We start from the raw sequence: 18,945 nt of genomic DNA on the forward strand, positions 1-18,945 counted from the left end.
AACCTCATCGACAGTTCTGGAAAGCACGATCCGCTGCCTCAATGGTTTTCTGAATCTCCAGATCACCATGGGCTTCGGAGATAAATCCGGCTTCGAAAGCAGAAGGAGCCAGATAGATGCCCTCATCCAGCATGGCATGGAAGAATCGACCATAAAGTGCGCCATCGCAGGCCATGACCTGATCAAAGCGGCGGACATCGGGCTGGTCAGTGAAGAATAAACCAAACATACCACCGGCCTGAGCGGTTTGCAGGGCAATGCCGTGTTCTGAGGCTTTCTCCTTCATGCCTGTCAGTAATCGGGTTGCTTTTTCACCGAGTTCCTCGTGGAAGCCGGGACGGCTCAGGTTTCTCAAAGTCGCCAGACCCGCAGCCATAGCCAAAGGATTACCCGACAGGGTGCCCGCCTGATAAACCGGTCCCAGGGGAGCCAGGTGTTCCATGACTTCTTTGCGACCACCAAAAGCGCCTACCGGCAGACCGCCACCGATGATTTTACCCAGTGTCGTCAGGTCCGGCCTTACGTCGTAGTGAGCCTGTGCACCGCCCAGGGCGACACGGAATCCGGTCATGACTTCATCAAAGATCAGCAGGGCGCCATGCTCATCACACACTGCTCTGAGACCTTCAAGGAAACCTTCAACCGGAGGAATGCAGTTCATATTGCCAGCTACCGGCTCAACAATAATGCAGGCCACTTCGCTGCCAACTTCGGCAAAAGCCTGTTTAACTGAGTCCAGGTCGTTGTACGTCAACGTTATAGTACTTTCTGCCAGCGCTTCAGGGACGCCCGGAGAGCTTGGAACCCCCAGGGTCAATGCGCCGGAACCTGCTTTTACCAGCAGTGAGTCAGAATGGCCATGGTAGTTGCCTTCAAATTTCACAATCTTGTCACGGCCAGTAAAGCCTCGGGCCAGACGAATGGCACTCATGGTGGCTTCGGTGCCCGAGTTCACCATTCTGAGTAATTCCATGGAGGGAAAGATTTCGCGGACTTTTAAAGCCAGCTCGGTTTCCAGGGCGGTGGGGGCACCAAAGCTCAGCCCATCCAGAGCCTGGTCGCGAACGGCGCTGACTACATCGGGGTGGTTATGTCCGAGAATCATCGGACCCCAGGAACCCACGTAATCAATCAGACGGTTGCCATCAACATCCTGTACATAGGCTCCTTTAGCGCTTTTGAAGAAGACTGGCTTGCCACCGACACCCTTGAATGCTCTGACCGGTGAGTTCACCCCCCCGGGAATGACAGCCTGGGCTTCAGTAAACAGAGTGCTGGAGCGTTCATGGGGAAGGGACATGATCTATTCCTGATTAAACAATTCGGTAAAACTGCGGGCACGACTCTGGATATCGGTGGCGGCAAACAGATTATGAACCACTGCCACCATATCGGTGCCCGCTTCAATTAGCTGCGGAGCATTATCCACGGTAATTCCGCCAATAGCCACAACGGGGACTTTAAAGGCTTCTTTGGCAGCAGGCAGCAGTGACAGCTCAGCAGGCTTGGCGTCGGGTTTGGTCCGTGACGGGAAAAAACGTCCAAAGGCGATGTAGTTGGCACCCTCTTTAACAGCAGAGTGAGCCTGATCAAGAGAGTCTTCGCAGCTGACACCGATGATGGCGTATTCCCCCAGCCTGTTTCGGGCGGATTCTATGGATTCGTCCTGTTGTCCCAGGTGCACGCCATCGGCTTCTGATTCAGCCGCCAGTTCGATGTCATCATTGATAATAAACAGAGCGCCGTACCTGTGGCAGAGTACCCTTAGCATGCTGGCCTGACGGAACCTCTTTTCATGGTCCAGACTCTTGTCCCGATACTGAAGTACTTTCATGCCCCCTATCAAAGCCTGTTCAACCGCTGCCATCAGAATACGGTCGTCAGGGAGAAGCTGGCTGTCGGTGATACCGTAGAGACCCTTGAGCATGTTCTAACCTGATTTCAAAAAATTTCGGCGGGCATTATAACAGGATGAATGCGGACCCCGATAATTCAAATAGCCTCCAGTGCTTCAGACAGTTTGTGTACACCGACGATGGTTAAACCTTCAATGGGTTTCCTGGGCTTGTTGGCCGCCGGTACAATGGCTCTTTTGAAACCGTGTTTGGCCGCTTCCGTCAGACGCTCCTGACCATTGGCAACGGGCCTGATCTCACCGGCAAGGCCCACTTCTCCAAAGGCAAAAAGATCCTGGGGCAGGGCACTGTCCCGCAGACTGGAAACCACCGCCAGCAAACTGGCCAGGTCGGCACTGGTTTCGGTGACTTTGACGCCCCCGACCACGTTGAGAAAGACATCCTGGTCACTGGTAAAAATGCCCCCGTGCCGGGTCAGTATCGCCAGTAGCATGGCCAGCCTGTTTTGATCCAGACCCACGGTGACGCGTCTTGGGTTGCCCAGTTGCGAGTCCACCACCAGAGCCTGAATTTCTACCAGCAGGGGGCGGGTACCTTCCCATAAAACACTGATGATGCTGCCTGAGGTTGGCTCGGGTGTCCGGGACAGGAAAATGGCCGAAGGGTTTTTGACTTCTTTCATGCCCCTTTCTGTCATGGCAAAGATGCCCAGCTCATTCACCTGACCAAACCGGTTCTTGGTGGCCCGCATCACCCGAAAGCGTGAGTCATCGGTATTACCCAGCATGATCTGGGTATCAATAATATGGGACAGAGTCATGGGGCCAGCCAGGGAATTATCCTTGGTGACATGGCCCACCAACAATAAGACCGTGCCCGTCTGTTTGGCAAAGCGGGTAAGAAAAGCAGCGGACTCCCTGACCTGGGCAACGCCACCGGGAGCGGCATCCACGCCATTCATATACATAACCTGAATAGAGTCGATGACAATAACGCCAGGCTGCTCCTGTTCGGCTACAGCGACAATATTTTCGGCGGAGGTTTCTGCCAGCATCTTCAGGCGATCGGTAGGCAGACTGAGACGTTTGGCCCGGGCGGCAATCTGTTGCAGGGATTCTTCACCGGAGACATAAAGGGCATTCATACTTTGGGCAACATGACACAGAACCTGAAGCAGAATGGTACTTTTACCAGCACCCGGATGACCACCAATCAGGACGGCACTGCCTTTGACAAAACCACCACCGAGCACCCGGTCAAACTCTGAGGCACCGCTGCTGAACCTGGGCGCTTCAGCAACATCCACCTCACTCAGGGTTTGCAAGCCACTGAGGGTGCCCGCAAAGCCGGATTTATTGGTAGCGCCGATGGAAGGGGAAGCCGCAGGTCCCAGGTTGACTTCTTTGAAGGTATTCCAGGCTTTACAGTCTGGGCATTGTCCCTGCCACTTGGAGGACTCGCTACCGCACTCGGTGCAGACGTAGGCTTTTCTGGATTTTGGTTTGGCCATTAGAGCGTTTCAGATAAAACCCTATGGTAGCCTGTAGTCGTGTTAGCTCCAACTTAAAGTGCGAGGTTCTCCATCCTTCTGCGAGGCTCTGGAGCCTAACCTTTGGAAGGGCAATCGGATAATCCATCAGAGGTATAGGGGGATTTGCACTCAGCCGCACTGGTTTAGAAATTTTGTGGTTGTCGAGATTTTTTATTCAATACTCAAGATTGAGTCTTTAGCTGAATTTAAGTCTTTTTTTTGCATAATATCTTCAAATATATCGATTAAATAATGAATTGACAGTATTTTTAGTCTATGATGAGGCCACTGGGTATCAAATTGGGAAGGTTATGATTGTTGAACTGTTCGTAGAGAATTACAAATCAATCAAACAACGGCAATCTCTTAACCTTACAAAGATGGCCGGTGAAGAGTTGACTGATAATGCTTTTGAGCTTGATGCGCCAAATAAACTATGCCTGCTAAAGTCTGCGGCTATTTATGGTGCGAATGCGGCTGGAAAGTCTAATTTTATCTCTGCGCTGGATACAATGCAGTCGATCGTGAAAGAGTCTGCAAAAGAATCTCAAAGAGGCGACAAACTCTCGGTTGTTCCTTTTCGCTTATCGAATGATACTATTAATGAGCCCACTGAGTTTGAGATTGTTTTTATTGTTAGTGGTGTTAAATATCAATATGGTTTTTCTCTAACTGAAGATCAAGTTAAAGAAGAATGGTTGTTTGCTTCCCCAAAAGGTAGAAATCAACGTTGGTTTATCAGAGCTTATGATGAAGTAACGCAACAGTATTCTTGGGACTTTTCATCACACTTTCAGGGCAAAAAGCAGCTTTGGAAAGAGGCTACAAAATCCAATTCACTTTTTCTGTCTACAGCCGTCATGTTGAATAGTGAACAGCTAAAGCCTGTTTTTGACTGGTTTGATAAAACATTAAACGTCACCGGTGTTGATGGTTGGGAGCCTGGTTACACAGCACACTTGTGTAATGAAAATGAACCAAAGAATGAAGTTTTAAGTTTTTTGAAGTCCGCTGGTCTTGATATTAGTGACATTTGCTTGGAATCAAAAAAAATCAATAAGAATCTCTTTTCTGATGATTTGTCTGACGAATTTAAAAAGAGGGTTCTAAAAAATTTAAAGGGTATGGATGTTTTTGATGTCAAAACCATTCATAAAAATTCTAAAGGTGAAGATGTATTATTTGACCTGAGTGAAGAGTCTGATGGCACGAGAAAGCTATTTGCTTTTGCAGGTCCCCTGGTTGATGGCCTTAAAAAGGGTAGGGTTTTATTTATTGATGAGTTACATCGTAGCTTACATCCCAATATGGTTAAGTTTTTAATCAAGCTATTCAACGATAAAAGTACTAATCCGAATAATGCACAGCTTGTATTTACCACACATGAAACCTCTATTTTAGATCAGCGTGTATTTAGAAGAGATCAAATCTGGTTTTGCAGCAAAGATAAGGAACAGTCAACAATTATCTATCCTCTAACTGATTTCAGTCCAAGAAAGGGTGTGGATAACTTGGAAAAGGCGTACTTATCTGGTCGCTATGGAGCTCTGCCACTGGTTAGTAACTTTTATTTTTTAGGGTCTAGTAATGGGTAGTGAAGATTTATTTCATAAAAGGAAGGTGCGAAAATTAGCAGACAGCGAGAGAAAAAAAGCCAAGAGGCAACCTTATGATAAAGTTTTGATTGTTTGTGAGGGTCAGAAGACAGAGCCCATTTACTTTGAAGAAATCAGGCTGTTTCATGAACTCGATTCGGCGAATATTGAAATTGACGGTGCCTGCGATTCTAGCCCAATGAGCGTAGTCAGTCATGCATATTCCTTATATATTAAAGAATTATCTTTGGGGGATAGTTACAACAGAGTTTTTTGTGTTTTTGATAGGGACAGGCATTCCACTTTTCATGAAGCAGTACAGCGTGTGGAAGCTATAAATCAAGAGCTTGTGGAGAAAGGTTTTAGCGATCAGGTTAACTTTAAAGCAATAACATCAAATCCGTCTTTTGAATATTGGTTTTTACTCCACTACAACCCAACAACCAAACCCTACGCTCCGGTTCAAGGAAAAAGTGTTGGGGATCAAGTGATTGACGACCTGAGGCAGTTTATACCAGATTATAAAAAAACTCAGAAAGGTTTATATCAAAAATCAATCAACGAAGGTACTTTGAGTTTAGCTATCGCTCATTCAAAAAGAATATTTGAATCTGCGAATAGATCGAATGATGCAGATTCCTGCACAAATATTCATGAATTGGTTCTGTATTTACGAGATATGAAAGGCGCATAGGCATAGGTGTTGTCAAGGAACCCCACGGTGTTAAGGCACTGGAATTCCACCTATAAGAGAATGCCCTTTCTGATCGAACAGAAGCAGGTCATGAGGTCTTACCGAGATATCCACAGGTGTGCTTTCCGGGAACGGGGTTGAGTTTTCCACAACCAGAATATTTTCTTTCAGTTTAACCTCAGTCCTTAATCGGGCTCCCATAAACTGCTGGCTTTTGATCCGGGCAGGATTCACCGGGCTTTCGCACTGACAGCTCTCAATCGAAAACATTTGCGGGCGAATAAACAGTTCGGCAGTCTGACCGGGGTTTGCTGAAATGTCAGTGGATGACTCAACGACACCGACCGGTGTTAAAACTGTACGACTGTTTATCACTTCACAGGGCAGGAGGTTACCAGACCCCATAAACTCCGCCACAAAGCGAGATGTCGGGCGATGGTACACGTCAAAAGAGTGGCCTCGTTGCAGAATGTCGCCGTCATGCATAATGGCAACGGAATCGGCAAAGGCAAAACCTTCATCACGGTTATGGGTGACAAACAGTCCAGTGACTTTCTGTTGCTTGAGAATGTCCCTGACTTCCCTCACCAGTCTCTGTCTTACCTGACTGTCAATATTGGAAAAAGGCTCATCCAGCAACAACAGTGAAGGGTTGTTGGCCAGGGCTCTGGCAATAGCAACACGCTGCTGCTGGCCGCCGGAAAGTTCGTGGGGATAGCGCTTGTCCAGACCAGAAAGATTGACCAGCTCCAGCATGGCTTCCACGCGCTTACGGGTATCTCTGCGGGAAAGGTTTTTCAAGCCAAAAGCAACATTGTGAAACACAGTCAGATGAGGGAACAGAGCGTAGTCCTGAAAGATCATACCCATTCCACGCTGTTCCGGGGGCAGTGTTCCATGGACTGAACTGACGACCTGTCCGTGCAGGGAAATGGTTCCTGCAGAAGGCTTAATAAGGCCTGAAATGGCTTTTAAAAGCGTGGTTTTACCGCAGCCGCTTCGACCCAGCAGGCAAACAATCTCTCCCTGTTCTACCTCAAGGTTCAGGTTAGAAAGTACTTCTGTCTGATCATAACGGCAGCTCAGGCCAGCAATAGTCAGGGCGGTCATTTTTGTTTTGCCTCCAGCGAACGGTTCAGAAGTATCAGTGGTACCAGACCGGCCAGTACCATTATCAATGCTGCCAGAGCAGCCTGTTCCAGTCTTTCATCGGAAACAAACTGAAAAACCCGGGTAGCCAGTGACTCAAAGCCAAAAGGTCTTAAAAGGAGAGTGGCCGGCAGCTCTTTCATGGATTCGATAAAAACCAGCAGAAATCCAGTCAACAAGCCTTTGTGAATCATGGGAATATGAACGCGCCTAACCATTTCTGAAGGCTTGCATCCCAATGTTCGGCTGGCCATATCCAGAGACGGGGAGACTCTTCCCAGGCTGGATTCGACACTGCCAACGGCCACGGCAGAAAAACGAACCGTACAGGCGAAGACAATCGCAAATATCGAGCCACTGAAAATCAGGCCAACGGGCGGTAATTCAAAAGCCATAATCAAACCATTCAAACCGTGGTCAGACAGGGTTAATGGGGTTAATACCGCAATGGCCAGAACATTTCCGGGAAGGGCATATCCGGTAGCAACCAACCGGGAAGGAATATTGGCAAAGCGACTGTTCTGAAGGCGCTGAGACAGTCCCAGAAATAAGGCGACCAGGGTTGCAGATATGGCCGCAGCTAGTGAAACCTGCAAACTGTTGAGGCTGTAAGTCAGCCATTCCTGATGCCATGAATCACTGAAATATCGGAACACGTAATCCAGCAAAATAGCGGCAGGCAGAAGGAAGCCCAGCAGAACCGGCACCCAGCACCAGAATATGGCCAATGCCTTTTTCCAGCCCCTCAAAACAGAGGCTTTCCTGTGATCCTGCCCGGTGCTTCTCTGGTAAAGCTGCTGTCTCCTGCGGCTGTAACTTTCTATCAAGATCAGTAGCATCACCACAACCAGCATGATGGCCGAAAGTTTGGCAGCGGCATTCAAACTGCCATAACCTAGCCAGGTATCATAGACAGCTGTCGTTAGAGTCGGTACCGCAAAGTAATCAACCGTGGCAAAATCAGCCAGTGTTTCGATGCCCATGAGGGCCAGACCGGTGACGATAGCCGGTCTGGCCATGGGGATTGAGACCCTCAGAAAACTGGTAACAGGAGAACATCCGAGCAGCCGGCTGGCAAGCATCTGACTCTGGGAATGTTCAAGGAATGAGGTTCTGGCCAGCAGATAAAGATAAGGGTAGAGCACCAGCGCCAGAATGATGACTGCGCCACCCAGACTGCGAATATCCGGGAAAAAATAATCCGCAGCACTCTCCCAGCCTGTTAAATCCCTCAGCAGTCTTTGAACGGGGCCTGCGTATTCCAGCAGGTCTGTATAGATATAGGCGACCACGTAAGAGGGCATGGCCAGAGGCAGTACCAGCAGCCATTGCAGATAACGTTTACCGGGAATCTCACAGTTTGCCATGATCCAGGCCGCAGGAAGAGCCAGGATCAAACCCAGAACACCGACACCCAGGATCAACAGTACAGTGTTGAGAATATAAGTGCCCAGCACGGTATTTCGCAGATGGGCAAAAATCTCACCGGTAGGTGCCGAGGCCTCATAGACCAGAGCCAGAAGCGGAGTGAAAAGCAGAAGAGCCAGCAACCAGCTGCCAGCTCTCCAGAACATCGAAAGGCCTTGTCTTGAATAGGACTTGCCAGTGCCACGCTGCAAAGCACGCTGCAAAGAGAGTGGTGATAAGTCATTTTCCTGTGTTTCTAAGGCGGTAAGCACCTGTTTCATGAAAGCCTGTTTAAATATCTGTCCGAGCTCTACCAAGCGGCCAATTTTACAGAAAACGGAATGAATATCAGTAAAATTTGCATCTCTCTTTTAAACAGCGGGGTCTGTTTTGAAAATTGGGCGTAGACTTGCCTTTTAAATGTCTGCTCTCTATAGTGTACGGAAATGCCGTACATTAAAGATAGGGATAATTTATGGAAAGTGTCAGCGTTAATCAGTTCAGGGATAACCTGAAAAGCTTTGTAGAGAAGGTTGTGGGCAACCGTACTCCGCTTAAGGTCACTCGGCGCGGTGGAGAAGACTTTGTAGTGCTCAGTGCTGATGACTGGGAGCGGGAACAAGAGACCCTTTATGTTCTGCAGAATAGTAGCTTGATGCAGCAGATTGCAGACTCACAGAGGACACATAGCCAAGGTGATGGCTATCAGCCAAGTGAGGAGGATATCAGTGAGATCATTGGTCTTTGAGGGTAATACTTGGCAGGTATACGAAGCTCTACGCGAAAAAGATAAAAAGTTGCATAAAGTATTATGCCGCCAGCTCAAGGAAATGATGCGAGGTGACCCAACTACCGGGGTCGGCAAACCAGAACCACTAAAGCATGGCCTTTCTGGTCACTGGTCTCGTAGGCTCACCCAGAAGGACCGATTGATATATAGATTTGACGACCAATTTATCTATATTTGCGCTCTGGGTGGCCATTACGATCAGCATTGAGACCCGTTGACATCCTCCCCACCCTGAAGAGGGTGTCGTAAAAGCGAAAATTCAAATCCAGTAGGACGGGGATTCCTGTTAGTCACCTGACAGGTTCCTGTTTCACAGTTCGTTGCTCAGGGAACAAGCGGGGACGCCAAGGCTTGGTTCTCGCATATAGTAGTGAACTAAATCATTTCCTTTCTGTCTTTATGTTAGGGCGATAGTACAAGGTACGGATAATGTACCCCTTCTCTTGAGATTGCCTGTAGAACTGTCATGAAGCATTAAATTCAACAGGCAAATGAGCTAACCAGAAGGACGGTATTAACAGCAGCTGCAACTCAATAAAGGACGATTAATTATGGATAATGTAAGTACTTTTGCTACCGGCTATCGCTATCAGCCCACTGTAATAGCTGCTGAAAATAGCTCCCCCACCTCAAGAAGTGTAAAGCCCTCGCCAGTAAAAAATGGTGGTGAGATGAGCGTCACTGACAATCCGAAAGAAATGACGGATTCAAGCGGGCAGACGCAGAGCCTGATGAAAAGGAAAATTGAAAATTCTAAAACTGCTGCAGACGGTGCTGTTATATCTGCACAAGGTTCAAAACAAAATCGTCCCTGCTCCGATAACCCTGACTTACGATCTGATTATAATATTGCGGCAAATCTTTTAGCATCTTTACGTCCGATAACGCCCTCTTACGAACGCTTCCCGGTAGGTGACAGTAATGAGCCCATGGCAGAACAATTCGCCGAAAAAACGATTTGTTCGCTCCAGCACGTTAACACATTATACGAAGAGCGGAGCTCAGTTATGACAAGATTTCGTGAAATACCTAATACACTGGGCATAACTTACACATATTCGAGCAGTGGTATACCCAGTGCAACCTTTACGTACGATTCTTCTCGTGTGCCAGAATTGTTGGAAGAAAGAAAACGCCTGGGTGTTTATTATGCTGAGGATTATAAGGCCTACGAACTTCCCGAGCTGTCAAAAGCCAGCGGCTTGGGATTGCTCTCACTGCCAAAATATTTTGATCATACTTTCAGATACAGCTTTGTAGCAAAGGATAACGGGCGTACACCCAGTGAATGTCTGAATGCTTTTTTTCATGGTCCTACCATTGCAGACTGTGCGACAACTATTCTGGCCTGTCAGTATCGAGCCATTGAATCGATCATTGGCACCGACGAATTCAACCGAATCTTTGGTGCACCGGTCTCAAAGTTCAGAATTTCCCGCACGATCATGTCGCATACCAGCAAAAAAAACGCTTCTAACTTCGAGAATATTCCTGGAAATTTAACACCGATCGACTTCAGCAACCCTATCTATAATCTGTTTCACGATCTTAACCGCATTGACGAAACCAGCCCTGATTCAACTGTCAGGGAACTGTCAGAACTGGATATCAAAAAGGGTGATCTCATCTACATTCAGGGCGTAGCGATCTATACGGAGAAACATAAAAGCGGTACTGCTATAGGTTTTAATCTGATATGCACCGGGCAAAACAGCAGTGGACAGAATCTCTATCTGGGGTTTGGTCCGGATAAATTTGATGAACCGAAAACCTACGACCAAGTGAAAAAAATACTGATTGATGGTTACAACAAACCACAGAGTCCTGAAACAATCCATGCAATTGAAAGTGGAGAAAAGCATTACGCAGAGCTGAAAGACAGTATTCTGCCCTATGACTTCCCTATTGCTGGTATCACTCGTGGGCTTCGCTTCAGTAATGAGCGATGGGAAGATTTTTTGTCGCAGTGCGATCAAGTCTGGCATTGTCAGCCACTGTTGCTCATCACACGGACTATGGAAGCAAAGCCGGTGCATCAGGTTTCACCGTTCACCATTGAAAATCTTGATTCTGATTTTGATCAATTCAAAGCCGACTCAAAACAGCAGAAACTGATGAAAGATACGGCCCTGAAGTTCGCACACGCTGTGATAAATAATCAGTGTGAAGCCTCGCATAAAAAGCCCATGGGACTATTCCTGAGCGGATCAGCGGGAATAGGAAAAACACATCTATGCACAGCGGTTGCCAAAAAAGCAGCCGAATATGGTGTTGACACCCTTTATATAGACGATGTTACAGCAGGTACTCTGTACCAGGACTCAGGGGGTGATGAAACGCTGTGGGCTGAAAAGATCGACGAAAAGCTTGTCGGAAAGGACTTGGTGGTCATCGATGATGCCAACGGCTTACTTAGCAAAAAACTTCTGGCAAAAACAATGGGACATGTGTTGACTCAAAACAAAGCCGTCATGGTCAGTTCAAATGTTCATATTCCTGCCAAAGATGCAACCCCTGACGTTATTGATCCCTTAACCAGGAAAGCTCATAACTTTCTTTACCTGAGCGATTTGCGGGGAGACAGTTACCGTTCCCAGTGGTGGCACAGCCCTGAAGTTCAGGCGGCTGATGCAATATCGCAACTGGGTCAGTATCAAGGCCCCAGGGCGGCAGCAGTCATCACTGAGAAAGCTATATCGATAGACGAAATGGCCAGAATACTCAGTATTCCGGCAGAACAGATCCGCCAGGTGGGTCCCCCTCTCTTGCCCGGACTCCCACAAAAAACAAGCCCTGATTACGATCTCAGCGATTTATCCAAAACACAGCATCAGGCTGTTTTTATGGAGTGTGATGCTGCTGGTGGCTTAATTGAAAATGAGCAGTTCATAAATATTGTTCAGAAAGTACACGATGAAGGCTTAAAGCTGGTGGTTAAAACTGAAGACCGCTCATTATTGTTAAAAAATGTACTGAATTATTTAGAGGAAGATTTCAGTATTAAAAACTACAGGATCCGTATTGCTGACCGACTCAAGCATATGCTCCAGGACTTTTCAGGCTCCTAGCAGAATTGCTTTTACATCGAAAGCTAAGGCGTCAAGGCCTCATAGACCAGAGTCAGAAGCAGAGAGCCAGCAAGCAGCCGCCGACTCTCCAGAAGGTCGAAAGGCCTTTTAATTACAGATCAAAACGGACTTCGTCCAATAATTTTTGAGCGGTCGCATAGTTCTCTGCCAGCTTGTAGACAGGCAGATCGTCGGATTTGAACTCACCCCAGGAAGCAACCATTGCCGAAACCGGAACATCAGGGTTTACAGGGTATTCCATGTTGACTTCAGCGAAGGTCGCCTGAGCTTTCTCACTGGCTAGAAATTCCATTAACTTAACGGCATTGTCTTTGTTGGGAGCGTATTTGGTCAGAACCATGCCACTGACGTTGACGTGAGCGCCATTGCCTTTTTGGTCAGGGAAGTTGATGTAAACGGACTCAGCCCATGGACGCTGTTCTTCATTGGTCATCATCTTGCCGAAGTAGTAGCTGTTGCCGATAGAGAGGTCGCAAACGCCTTCCCTGATAGCTTTTACCTGGGCACGGTCGTTACCCTGAGGACGACGGGCCAGGTTTTCCTTGAAACCTTCCAGCCATTCTTTGGTCGCTTCCTCACCGTTGTGAGCGACGTAAGCAGCAACGAGACCTACGTTATAGGCATTTTTACCGCTGCGTGTGCAGATCTTGCCTTTGTACTTTGGATCGGCCAGGTCGTCGTAAGTAATGCCTTCCGGCTGCTCTGAACGTTTGGTGCTGTAGATATTTCTGACACGCTTGGTCAGGGCAAACCATTCACCCTCAGGGTCTCTGTACTGAGCAGGGATGTTGTTATTGATTGATTGGCTGTTAACGGGTTGGCTGAGGTCTTTTTCTACGAGATTCATCAGTCGGCTGATGTCTGTCGTCAATACCAGGTCAGCGGGGCTCAGTTTGCCTTCACGTTCGAGACGCTCACTCAGACCTTTTTTGGCAAATACCATATTGACTTCAATGCCGGTGTCTTTGGTGAACTCTGCAAACAGAGGTTCAACCAGAAAAGGCTGACGATAGGAGTAAACATTAACCACTTCTGCGGCCAGGGAGATGACAGATGCAGCCATAAGGCCTGTTGCTAAAAGTGCTGAAGAGACTTTGTTTTTCAACATGGGTAAGAACCGTATTTTTATAATATAAATCTAAATAGGAAGTATTATCATTCGCTTATTCTACAGAAACCCATCTTTATCACCAGTTTTTTAAGTACATAAGTAGTACCTGTCCGAAAACCCTCAACCACGTGAAAACATAGGCTTATAGCCCAATATAGGGAACGAAGATTTTCCACAACGAGCCTTTTCCACTTATGCGCCAAACCATCAACCCACAAATGCAGCTTGGCGAGGTTGACATCTCTGCCATTACATTCAACCTCAGGTCAAGGGACGATATTCCTCGATTGCTCCTGGCATTGCAGCATATCTGGACAAATATCGAGTTGAGGAACCAGGTTTTTCACGTGCTTGAGGATATGATAACTGCCGATCAAGGTAACGGGCGCCCCGGAATGGATCTCTGGAGGGTGTTGGTTTTTGGCACCTTGCGGCTGGTCATTAACTGCGACTACGACCGGCTTCTTGAGCTGGCCAACGAGCATGGAACTCTCCGAAAAATGCTGGGTCATGGGCCTTATTGCGAGCACCAGTACAAACTGCAAACCCTTCAAGACAACATTGCTTTGTTCACACCGGAAATCCTTGATCAAGTCAATCAGGTCGTCGTCAATGCCGGTCACCAGCTGGTAAAAAAAAAGAAGAGCGGCTATGCGCCCGCGCTGACTCGTTCGTCGTAAAAACCAATGTTCACTTTCCGACGGATATCAACCTGCTCAGGGATGTCACGCGCAAGATGATAGAGTGGGCAACCATTCTGTCTTCGGAGCAGCATGAAAGCCTGTGGCGGCAGAGCCGCTACTTGCAGGAGCGGCATAAGAAGAAATTTAACAAAGCCCGCAACCTGAAACGATCCACCTCGGCCAACGAGGCGCTTCGGGATGCCCGGCAGAATGATATTGAAGCGGCCCATGCCGACTATGTTGCCTACAGTCAGAAGCTTATTAGCAAGGCAGAAGTCACCTTAAAGCTCCTGAGAGCACGTACGCCGGGAGATGTGCGGCTAAAAGAACTGGAACGTTGGATAAAAGATTCAGACTACCAGTGCCAGCTGGAAAAACAGACGGACGACCAAGTGACTGTATCTATTGCGGAAGGTGCCAAACAGCGATTTCCCCAGGTATCACAAGTCAGTTATGACCGAGGTTTCTGGTCAAAAGAAAACCTTGAAAAACTGGAAAAATTTCTCGACCGGGCCGTGTTGCCGAAAAAAGGCAGGTGGTCAGAACAGGATAGACTTCGTGAGCGACACCCGGAGTTTATCAGGGCAAAAAGGAAGCACTCCGCTGTAGAATCTGACATTAATGCCCTCGAACAGCATGGGCTGGACCGATGCCCGGATACTGGCATTGATGGCTTCCGTCGTTATGTGTCGCTGGCAGTTCTGGGAACCAATCTGCATCGATTGGGTACCTTGCTGCAAAAGCAGGCAGTCCAGACAAGTAAAAAAGCCGCCTGAAAAGAGAAACGGGCTTGTTGGCAACCAGGTTCACCTTTGGGTGAGGATGCCCTGTGCCCAAAAATCGGGAAGTTGTTCATAAAATGAACAGAAATTAACCAAAAAGTAGCACCCTCAAATGAGTAGGCTAAATTTTAATCAAAAAATTTTGGCTGCTGCCTGCTGCATCGGATTATTTGTGGGTTTTCGGGCAGGCACTAGATAAGAACACAACGCCCTTCTGCGTGTTCAGGATTTTTTGCTTTTGACTGACCAAGCTGTCCACTTGCTTCATTAGTGGAAACAGCTTTGTTTTTGCAACGTTATCACCCGCTATCAACGCCTCTTTTTCGCTGTAGCAAGTGGCAAAGGTGCGACAACTATCCTGACATAGGGCGGGGTCAACTCCAACACATCTAACCTTCCCTTGGATTTCGGGATTTAGCTCAATATGTTGTTGAACCTGAACGAACCAGCGACCTTTGTCGTAGGTTATGACACAAGACTTGCCAATCGCTTCTGCTGGCACATCTTCTGTCAGGTGAATCTTGCCAAGAGCGTCTATGCAGGGATTTAATCCCTTTGGGAAACGGTCAATAGAGAATGAGTGCCTGCTACCTTTGCGGCTTTTGAAATGGATTTCTGCAAAGCCCTCTTTAGCTCCCTTGAGCTTCTTGTTGTGCTCGCAGACCGCTTTGAATTTGGTCGCTGCCTCCAGTGTTCCATTATCAGAAACAATCGAGTTATAAGCCCTGCCACTTTCTTCGTGCTCTTGCTTCACTTGAGCTTTAATGGCAGGTCGCATGTTGATGGATTTTCCGCTGGCATCTTTATAGTCATCGTTACGGAAACGCTCAACAGCAAGGTTGTACGACCTGCGATAGAGCATCAGGGCATCGTGATAGGCTTGCTCATTCTCTGGGTAAAACCTGATCTTTTTTGACGCTATTATCTTTGCGTCTTTTAGCATGTCGCTATCCGTGGCTATTGCAGAATGAGGTAATGAAACCGATAAGCTCATGGGTGTCGATTGACTCACTGGCGTTATCCGGGTCATCCAAAACGGGTGTGCTGCCTAATCAATGTACAGCAGGTAGATTATGGACTATGGGGAATCCATACCTGTCTACTTTTGACCAGAACTCGTCCCAATGTCCTGTTGAACAGACCAAGGCTCTCAGGGTCAATAACATAGATGCACCCTGATCTTTCCACCGCATTCCAGATCGACACATCCGTTGCTTAACCAGTGTTTTGCAGGCGGCTTCAGTAACACCTGAGCCTATAGGGAGGTTTCTTTCCCTTGCGTCTGGATAAATCATCTGATGCCAGTGATTCTTGAAGTAGGTTCTGGCACTGACGAGTTTTTCTAAGGAAGCCATCCGATTATTACCAGGTGAGGCCTGTTCCAGCTCACGTGATAAAGCTTTTGCTGCTCCCTCTTCATGCTTCAGGTCATGAAGCTTTTGCTTCAGCCAAGCTTGCCGGTCACCTGTCGCCTGCTTGCCCGGATAAAGTGCTTCGGCTGCATCAGCAACGTATTCAGATACATGGTAGAAGTCTAATACCTGCACCGATGTCAGTGGCTCCAGAAATGTCCAGTTGTCTGCCGCTCCGTCTGCAACACCCACATAGGTCGCATCAGGGTAGCGCGTTTTTATCTTCTGAATTTCCGATGAAAAACGCTTAATAAATGTTTGCTTGCCGTACTCCGGTGCTGCTGCGCAATAAAGGGTATAGAGTCGTTCACCCTCGTTGTCGTACAAGGTAATAGTGCCGCACATGGCGATCCGGTAACCCTCGTAGTACAGGAGATTTGCCCCATCCAGCCCAATAGCTATCGTTTTTACCGGTGCAGGCAGTTGTGGGATGTCGTATGTCCATCTTTCTTCTTTGGCTTGCGCGATGCTGGCTACCACATCCGACAGGTCTCTCAAGGTGGAGCGACTGCTGGCACGGCCATGGTTTTGCCGTAAGTCTTCATGAACCTGCGGTGCTGCCATCTGAGCATACTTCCAGCTCACCATACGAGCAAAAGCGGGTGTAGAATTAACGACGATCCGGGCATTTTGATCAAGGGGGCAGAAGACCTCACCGCCACAGCTGCTCTGGTAGACATGGCGAGCAACTTTAACTGCCCCCCAGGGTGTCTCGTAGACCTTGGGTTCTTTTTTGCGTTTGGTGGTCATCTTGACGCCACCTACCTTGATAGGCGAGCCGTCGGTATCCATGTATTCCAGCTGGTGTGCTGAAGCAAGTGAACCTGCCTCATTCAGGCTGGATTGCAGGTGTTCTTCGAACTCCAGCATCGACTTACCGTGTTGGATGGTGATGACAATCTGGGTTTCTTGAGTGTTTGATGAGAGAGTGCTGGCAGACATGACTACGGACTTCTAAAAATACAGACTCTGATAAAGGTAGTCGCTACCTGCAAATTTTGACACATTGATTAGAAGTCACACGCTCCAAAACTTCGATGTGTCCTCCCGATAATTCAACGAGCCACTTGATAAATTCAAACCCTGATCGGGCAAGGCAATCTTTTGTGGCAACCACAATATGGGTTGGATTTCTGTACACCGCTGATTCCAGAATGGTTTGCAGTCCTTTTCTCTTAAAGTTGAAAGCACTGGCAATGCCGCTGATAAATTCTGCATCAGGGTGCTCTTTGAGTAAGATACGCTTTTGCATGTCAATGCTGGATTTTTGCTTTCCAGAACTGACTCTTGCATAGCATATCTTCCTTTGCTGGTTAATGAATATGCGAAAGTGACCACCACTGGTTTGCTTCACTTTTCGTAGTGACCACTTTCGATCTTGCGCCTTATAGTTTGGCTGGTTACGCCTTCAATCTTGGCTAGCTTTGTAGTTGAAACCCACAAGATAAATTCACCTTTTGACGATTTATCTTGTGTCTAGCGTAATTGATTTTGCGATTGTTGCAATTTTATTTAACTGCCTGCATATGTCGAAGAGCCTGCTTTTTTATGAACTCATCGAGCTCTGACTCTCCACAGGAAAAAGACTCCCTGTCATGAACCGATTTATCCAACTCAAGAAATGTATTGGTCCAGATCATCACATTCCCTGATTTCTGGTGAGTTGCAGTGCATCTGTCAGCTTTTTATTAGGCTTTTTGGCTTTGTTGCAGGCATTCATAAAGCGATCAAACATATCGTTTTTCAGCACGACGCTTTCATGCTCTGCAATAACCTGACTTGCGTCTTCATCCATAAGGTTAACCACATACTCAGTAAGACTCTTAAGCCCTAAAAGTGCAGTAGCTTTTTCAGCTTTAGCTTTGATCTCCTCATTAAGCCTTATATCCAGCCTGGTAGTCGCCATAATCAGGTTCTCCACTATTGATTTATACGGAAGTTTTCCGTACAAATGAGTTTAGCGTTCTTTTATATCATGCCAAATCGTACAGAAGAATGGCGGAATAATTTCTAACACCGGTGGCAAAGAATCTTCGGGCTATGGAAAAACAGTTGTTCGATTCTAAATCGGTTTGAGTGCAGCAAAGAAATCGTGCAACAATGTCATGGATGTAAAAAAGAATTATACAAAAATGGATTTCAAGCATGGCAGCCTTACTTTTCTACAAAGCCCCCACCGCACTCAACCGTGATCTTCATAAGGAACTCAAATATCAATCTTCCGGAGATTATTCCTTTACCGATAGCGTCAATTCTGTGCCACTGACCGGCATTGAGTTTTTTGAAGCCAGTCGTGATATGCCGGTGCTGTTCAGCAAGGATGAAGAAGGACGTTTTTTCCCCCTGGCACTGCTGTCACTGATGGAGGCCGGCCATAAACAGCTGGATACTGACGGGCGCTGGGAGGACAGTTATGTTCCAGCTTTTGTCAGGCGCTACCCTTTTGCTCTCACCGATGAGGGAACCGTGTGTTTTGACAGGGAATCCGCACAAATTAGCGGTGAAGAAGGTGAGGCGCTCTTTAATGATGAAGGCGAAAACTCCGAAACCCTGAAAAATATCATCCAGTTTTTGAACAACTATGACCAGCAGTACAAAAATACTCGAGCCTATTGTGATGAATGCAGTGAGCTGGAGCTGTTCTCACCTTTTAATCTTCAGGTCATGGCCGATAAGGATAATCCACTGAGGCTGGAAGGCCTGTATGCCATCGACGAGAACAAGCTGGCCGGATTGCAGGAAGAAAGAATAAACGACTGGTTCAAGGCTGGCTGGCTGGCCTGGAGTTATGCCCACCTGCATTCTCTCGGGGCGCTCCGGCGGTTGCTGAAAAAGCAGCAATAAAC

16 protein-coding genes and 1 pseudogene are annotated in these 18,945 nt (G+C 47.5%); 7 read left to right on the forward strand and 10 right to left on the reverse strand.

Annotated elements, in window-relative coordinates:
• Positions 1-4: 4 nt before the first annotated feature.
• From hemL to radA, 3 genes are all read right to left on the reverse strand, one after another.
• Positions 5-1,300 (reverse strand): glutamate-1-semialdehyde 2,1-aminomutase, encoded by a 1,296-nt coding sequence (gene hemL / locus K7B67_RS23580; protein WP_252178284.1) that lies wholly within the window; start codon positions 1,298-1,300, stop codon positions 5-7.
• Positions 1,301-1,303: 3 nt separating this feature from the next.
• Positions 1,304-1,927: a thiamine phosphate synthase gene (thiE, locus tag K7B67_RS23585; RefSeq protein WP_252178285.1), complete on the reverse strand. Its 624-nt coding sequence runs from the start codon at positions 1,925-1,927 to the stop codon at positions 1,304-1,306.
• A 65-nt stretch (positions 1,928-1,992) separates the two neighbouring features.
• Positions 1,993-3,366 (reverse strand): DNA repair protein RadA, encoded by a 1,374-nt coding sequence (gene radA, locus K7B67_RS23590; protein ID WP_252178286.1) that lies wholly within the window; start codon positions 3,364-3,366, stop codon positions 1,993-1,995.
• A 332-nt stretch (positions 3,367-3,698) separates the two neighbouring features.
• On the opposite strand from radA, the gene K7B67_RS23595 reads away from it, so the two are divergent.
• Together K7B67_RS23595 and K7B67_RS23600 are read left to right on the forward strand one after the other, a co-directional pair.
• A complete protein-coding gene (locus K7B67_RS23595; protein WP_252178287.1) occupies positions 3,699-4,982 on the forward strand; it encodes an ATP-binding protein in 1,284 nt (427 codons plus the stop codon).
• Complete coding sequence (locus tag K7B67_RS23600) at positions 4,975-5,676, forward strand: RloB family protein (RefSeq protein ID WP_252178288.1); 702 nt, start codon at positions 4,975-4,977, stop codon at positions 5,674-5,676. The genes K7B67_RS23595 and K7B67_RS23600 overlap by 8 nt, the downstream gene beginning before the upstream one ends.
• 30 nt (positions 5,677-5,706) lie before the next feature.
• Here the strand turns inward: K7B67_RS23600 and K7B67_RS23605 are convergent, their stop codons facing one another.
• Both K7B67_RS23605 and K7B67_RS23610 read right to left on the reverse strand, forming a co-directional pair.
• Positions 5,707-6,786 carry an ABC transporter ATP-binding protein gene (locus tag K7B67_RS23605; RefSeq protein ID WP_252178289.1) on the reverse strand — a complete coding sequence of 360 codons (1,080 nt, stop codon included), beginning with the start codon at positions 6,784-6,786 and terminating at the stop codon, positions 5,707-5,709.
• Positions 6,783-8,513 carry an iron ABC transporter permease gene (locus K7B67_RS23610; protein ID WP_252178290.1) on the reverse strand — a complete coding sequence of 577 codons (1,731 nt, stop codon included), beginning with the start codon at positions 8,511-8,513 and terminating at the stop codon, positions 6,783-6,785. The genes K7B67_RS23605 and K7B67_RS23610 overlap by 4 nt, the downstream gene beginning before the upstream one ends.
• A gap of 194 nt (positions 8,514-8,707) precedes the next feature.
• Between K7B67_RS23610 and K7B67_RS23615 the strand changes: the two genes are divergently transcribed.
• From K7B67_RS23615 to K7B67_RS23625, 3 genes are all read left to right on the forward strand, one after another.
• Complete coding sequence (locus K7B67_RS23615; RefSeq protein ID WP_252178291.1) at positions 8,708-8,980, forward strand: type II toxin-antitoxin system Phd/YefM family antitoxin; 273 nt, start codon at positions 8,708-8,710, stop codon at positions 8,978-8,980.
• Positions 8,931-9,230 (forward strand): Txe/YoeB family addiction module toxin, encoded by a 300-nt coding sequence (locus K7B67_RS23620; protein ID WP_276576714.1) that lies wholly within the window; start codon positions 8,931-8,933, stop codon positions 9,228-9,230. The genes K7B67_RS23615 and K7B67_RS23620 overlap by 50 nt, the downstream gene beginning before the upstream one ends.
• Before the next feature lie 799 nt (positions 9,231-10,029).
• Positions 10,030-12,090 (forward strand): DnaA/Hda family protein, encoded by a 2,061-nt coding sequence (locus K7B67_RS23625; RefSeq protein ID WP_252178293.1) that lies wholly within the window; start codon positions 10,030-10,032, stop codon positions 12,088-12,090.
• Between the two features lie 112 nt (positions 12,091-12,202).
• Here the strand turns inward: K7B67_RS23625 and K7B67_RS23630 are convergent, their stop codons facing one another.
• On the reverse strand, positions 12,203-13,174 hold the full coding sequence (locus tag K7B67_RS23630; protein WP_252178294.1) for a Fe(3+) ABC transporter substrate-binding protein: 972 nt from the start codon (positions 13,172-13,174) through the stop codon (positions 12,203-12,205).
• Between the two features lie 242 nt (positions 13,175-13,416).
• Between K7B67_RS23630 and K7B67_RS23635 the strand changes: the two are divergent.
• Positions 13,417-14,681 (forward strand): annotated as a pseudogene (locus K7B67_RS23635) (ISNCY family transposase).
• 172 nt (positions 14,682-14,853) lie between these two features.
• On the opposite strand, the gene K7B67_RS23640 reads toward K7B67_RS23635, so the two are convergent.
• The 4 genes from K7B67_RS23640 to K7B67_RS23655 all read right to left on the reverse strand — a co-directional run bounded on the left by K7B67_RS23640 (position 14,854) and on the right by K7B67_RS23655 (position 18,005).
• Positions 14,854-15,630 (reverse strand): hypothetical protein, encoded by a 777-nt coding sequence (locus tag K7B67_RS23640; protein WP_252178295.1) that lies wholly within the window; start codon positions 15,628-15,630, stop codon positions 14,854-14,856.
• 109 nt (positions 15,631-15,739) lie between these two features.
• Entirely contained in the window at positions 15,740-17,041 is a 1,302-nt protein-coding gene (locus K7B67_RS23645; RefSeq protein WP_252178296.1) for an ISKra4 family transposase, read from the reverse strand.
• Positions 17,042-17,116: 75 nt separating this feature from the next.
• The gene (locus K7B67_RS23650) at positions 17,117-17,392 is read right to left on the reverse strand and encodes a hypothetical protein (RefSeq protein WP_252178297.1); all 276 of its coding nucleotides are present in this window, start codon (positions 17,390-17,392) and stop codon (positions 17,117-17,119) included.
• A gap of 346 nt (positions 17,393-17,738) precedes the next feature.
• Complete coding sequence (locus K7B67_RS23655) at positions 17,739-18,005, reverse strand: DUF1778 domain-containing protein (RefSeq protein WP_252178298.1); 267 nt, start codon at positions 18,003-18,005, stop codon at positions 17,739-17,741.
• Between the two features lie 239 nt (positions 18,006-18,244).
• On the opposite strand from K7B67_RS23655, the gene K7B67_RS23660 reads away from it, so the two are divergent.
• On the forward strand, positions 18,245-18,943 hold the full coding sequence (locus tag K7B67_RS23660) for a SapC family protein (RefSeq protein WP_252178299.1): 699 nt from the start codon (positions 18,245-18,247) through the stop codon (positions 18,941-18,943).
• Positions 18,944-18,945 lie beyond the last annotated feature (2 nt).

The sequence above is a fragment of the Endozoicomonas sp. 4G genome (genome assembly GCF_023822025.1).
Classification (GTDB): domain Bacteria; phylum Pseudomonadota; class Gammaproteobacteria; order Pseudomonadales; family Endozoicomonadaceae; genus Endozoicomonas_A.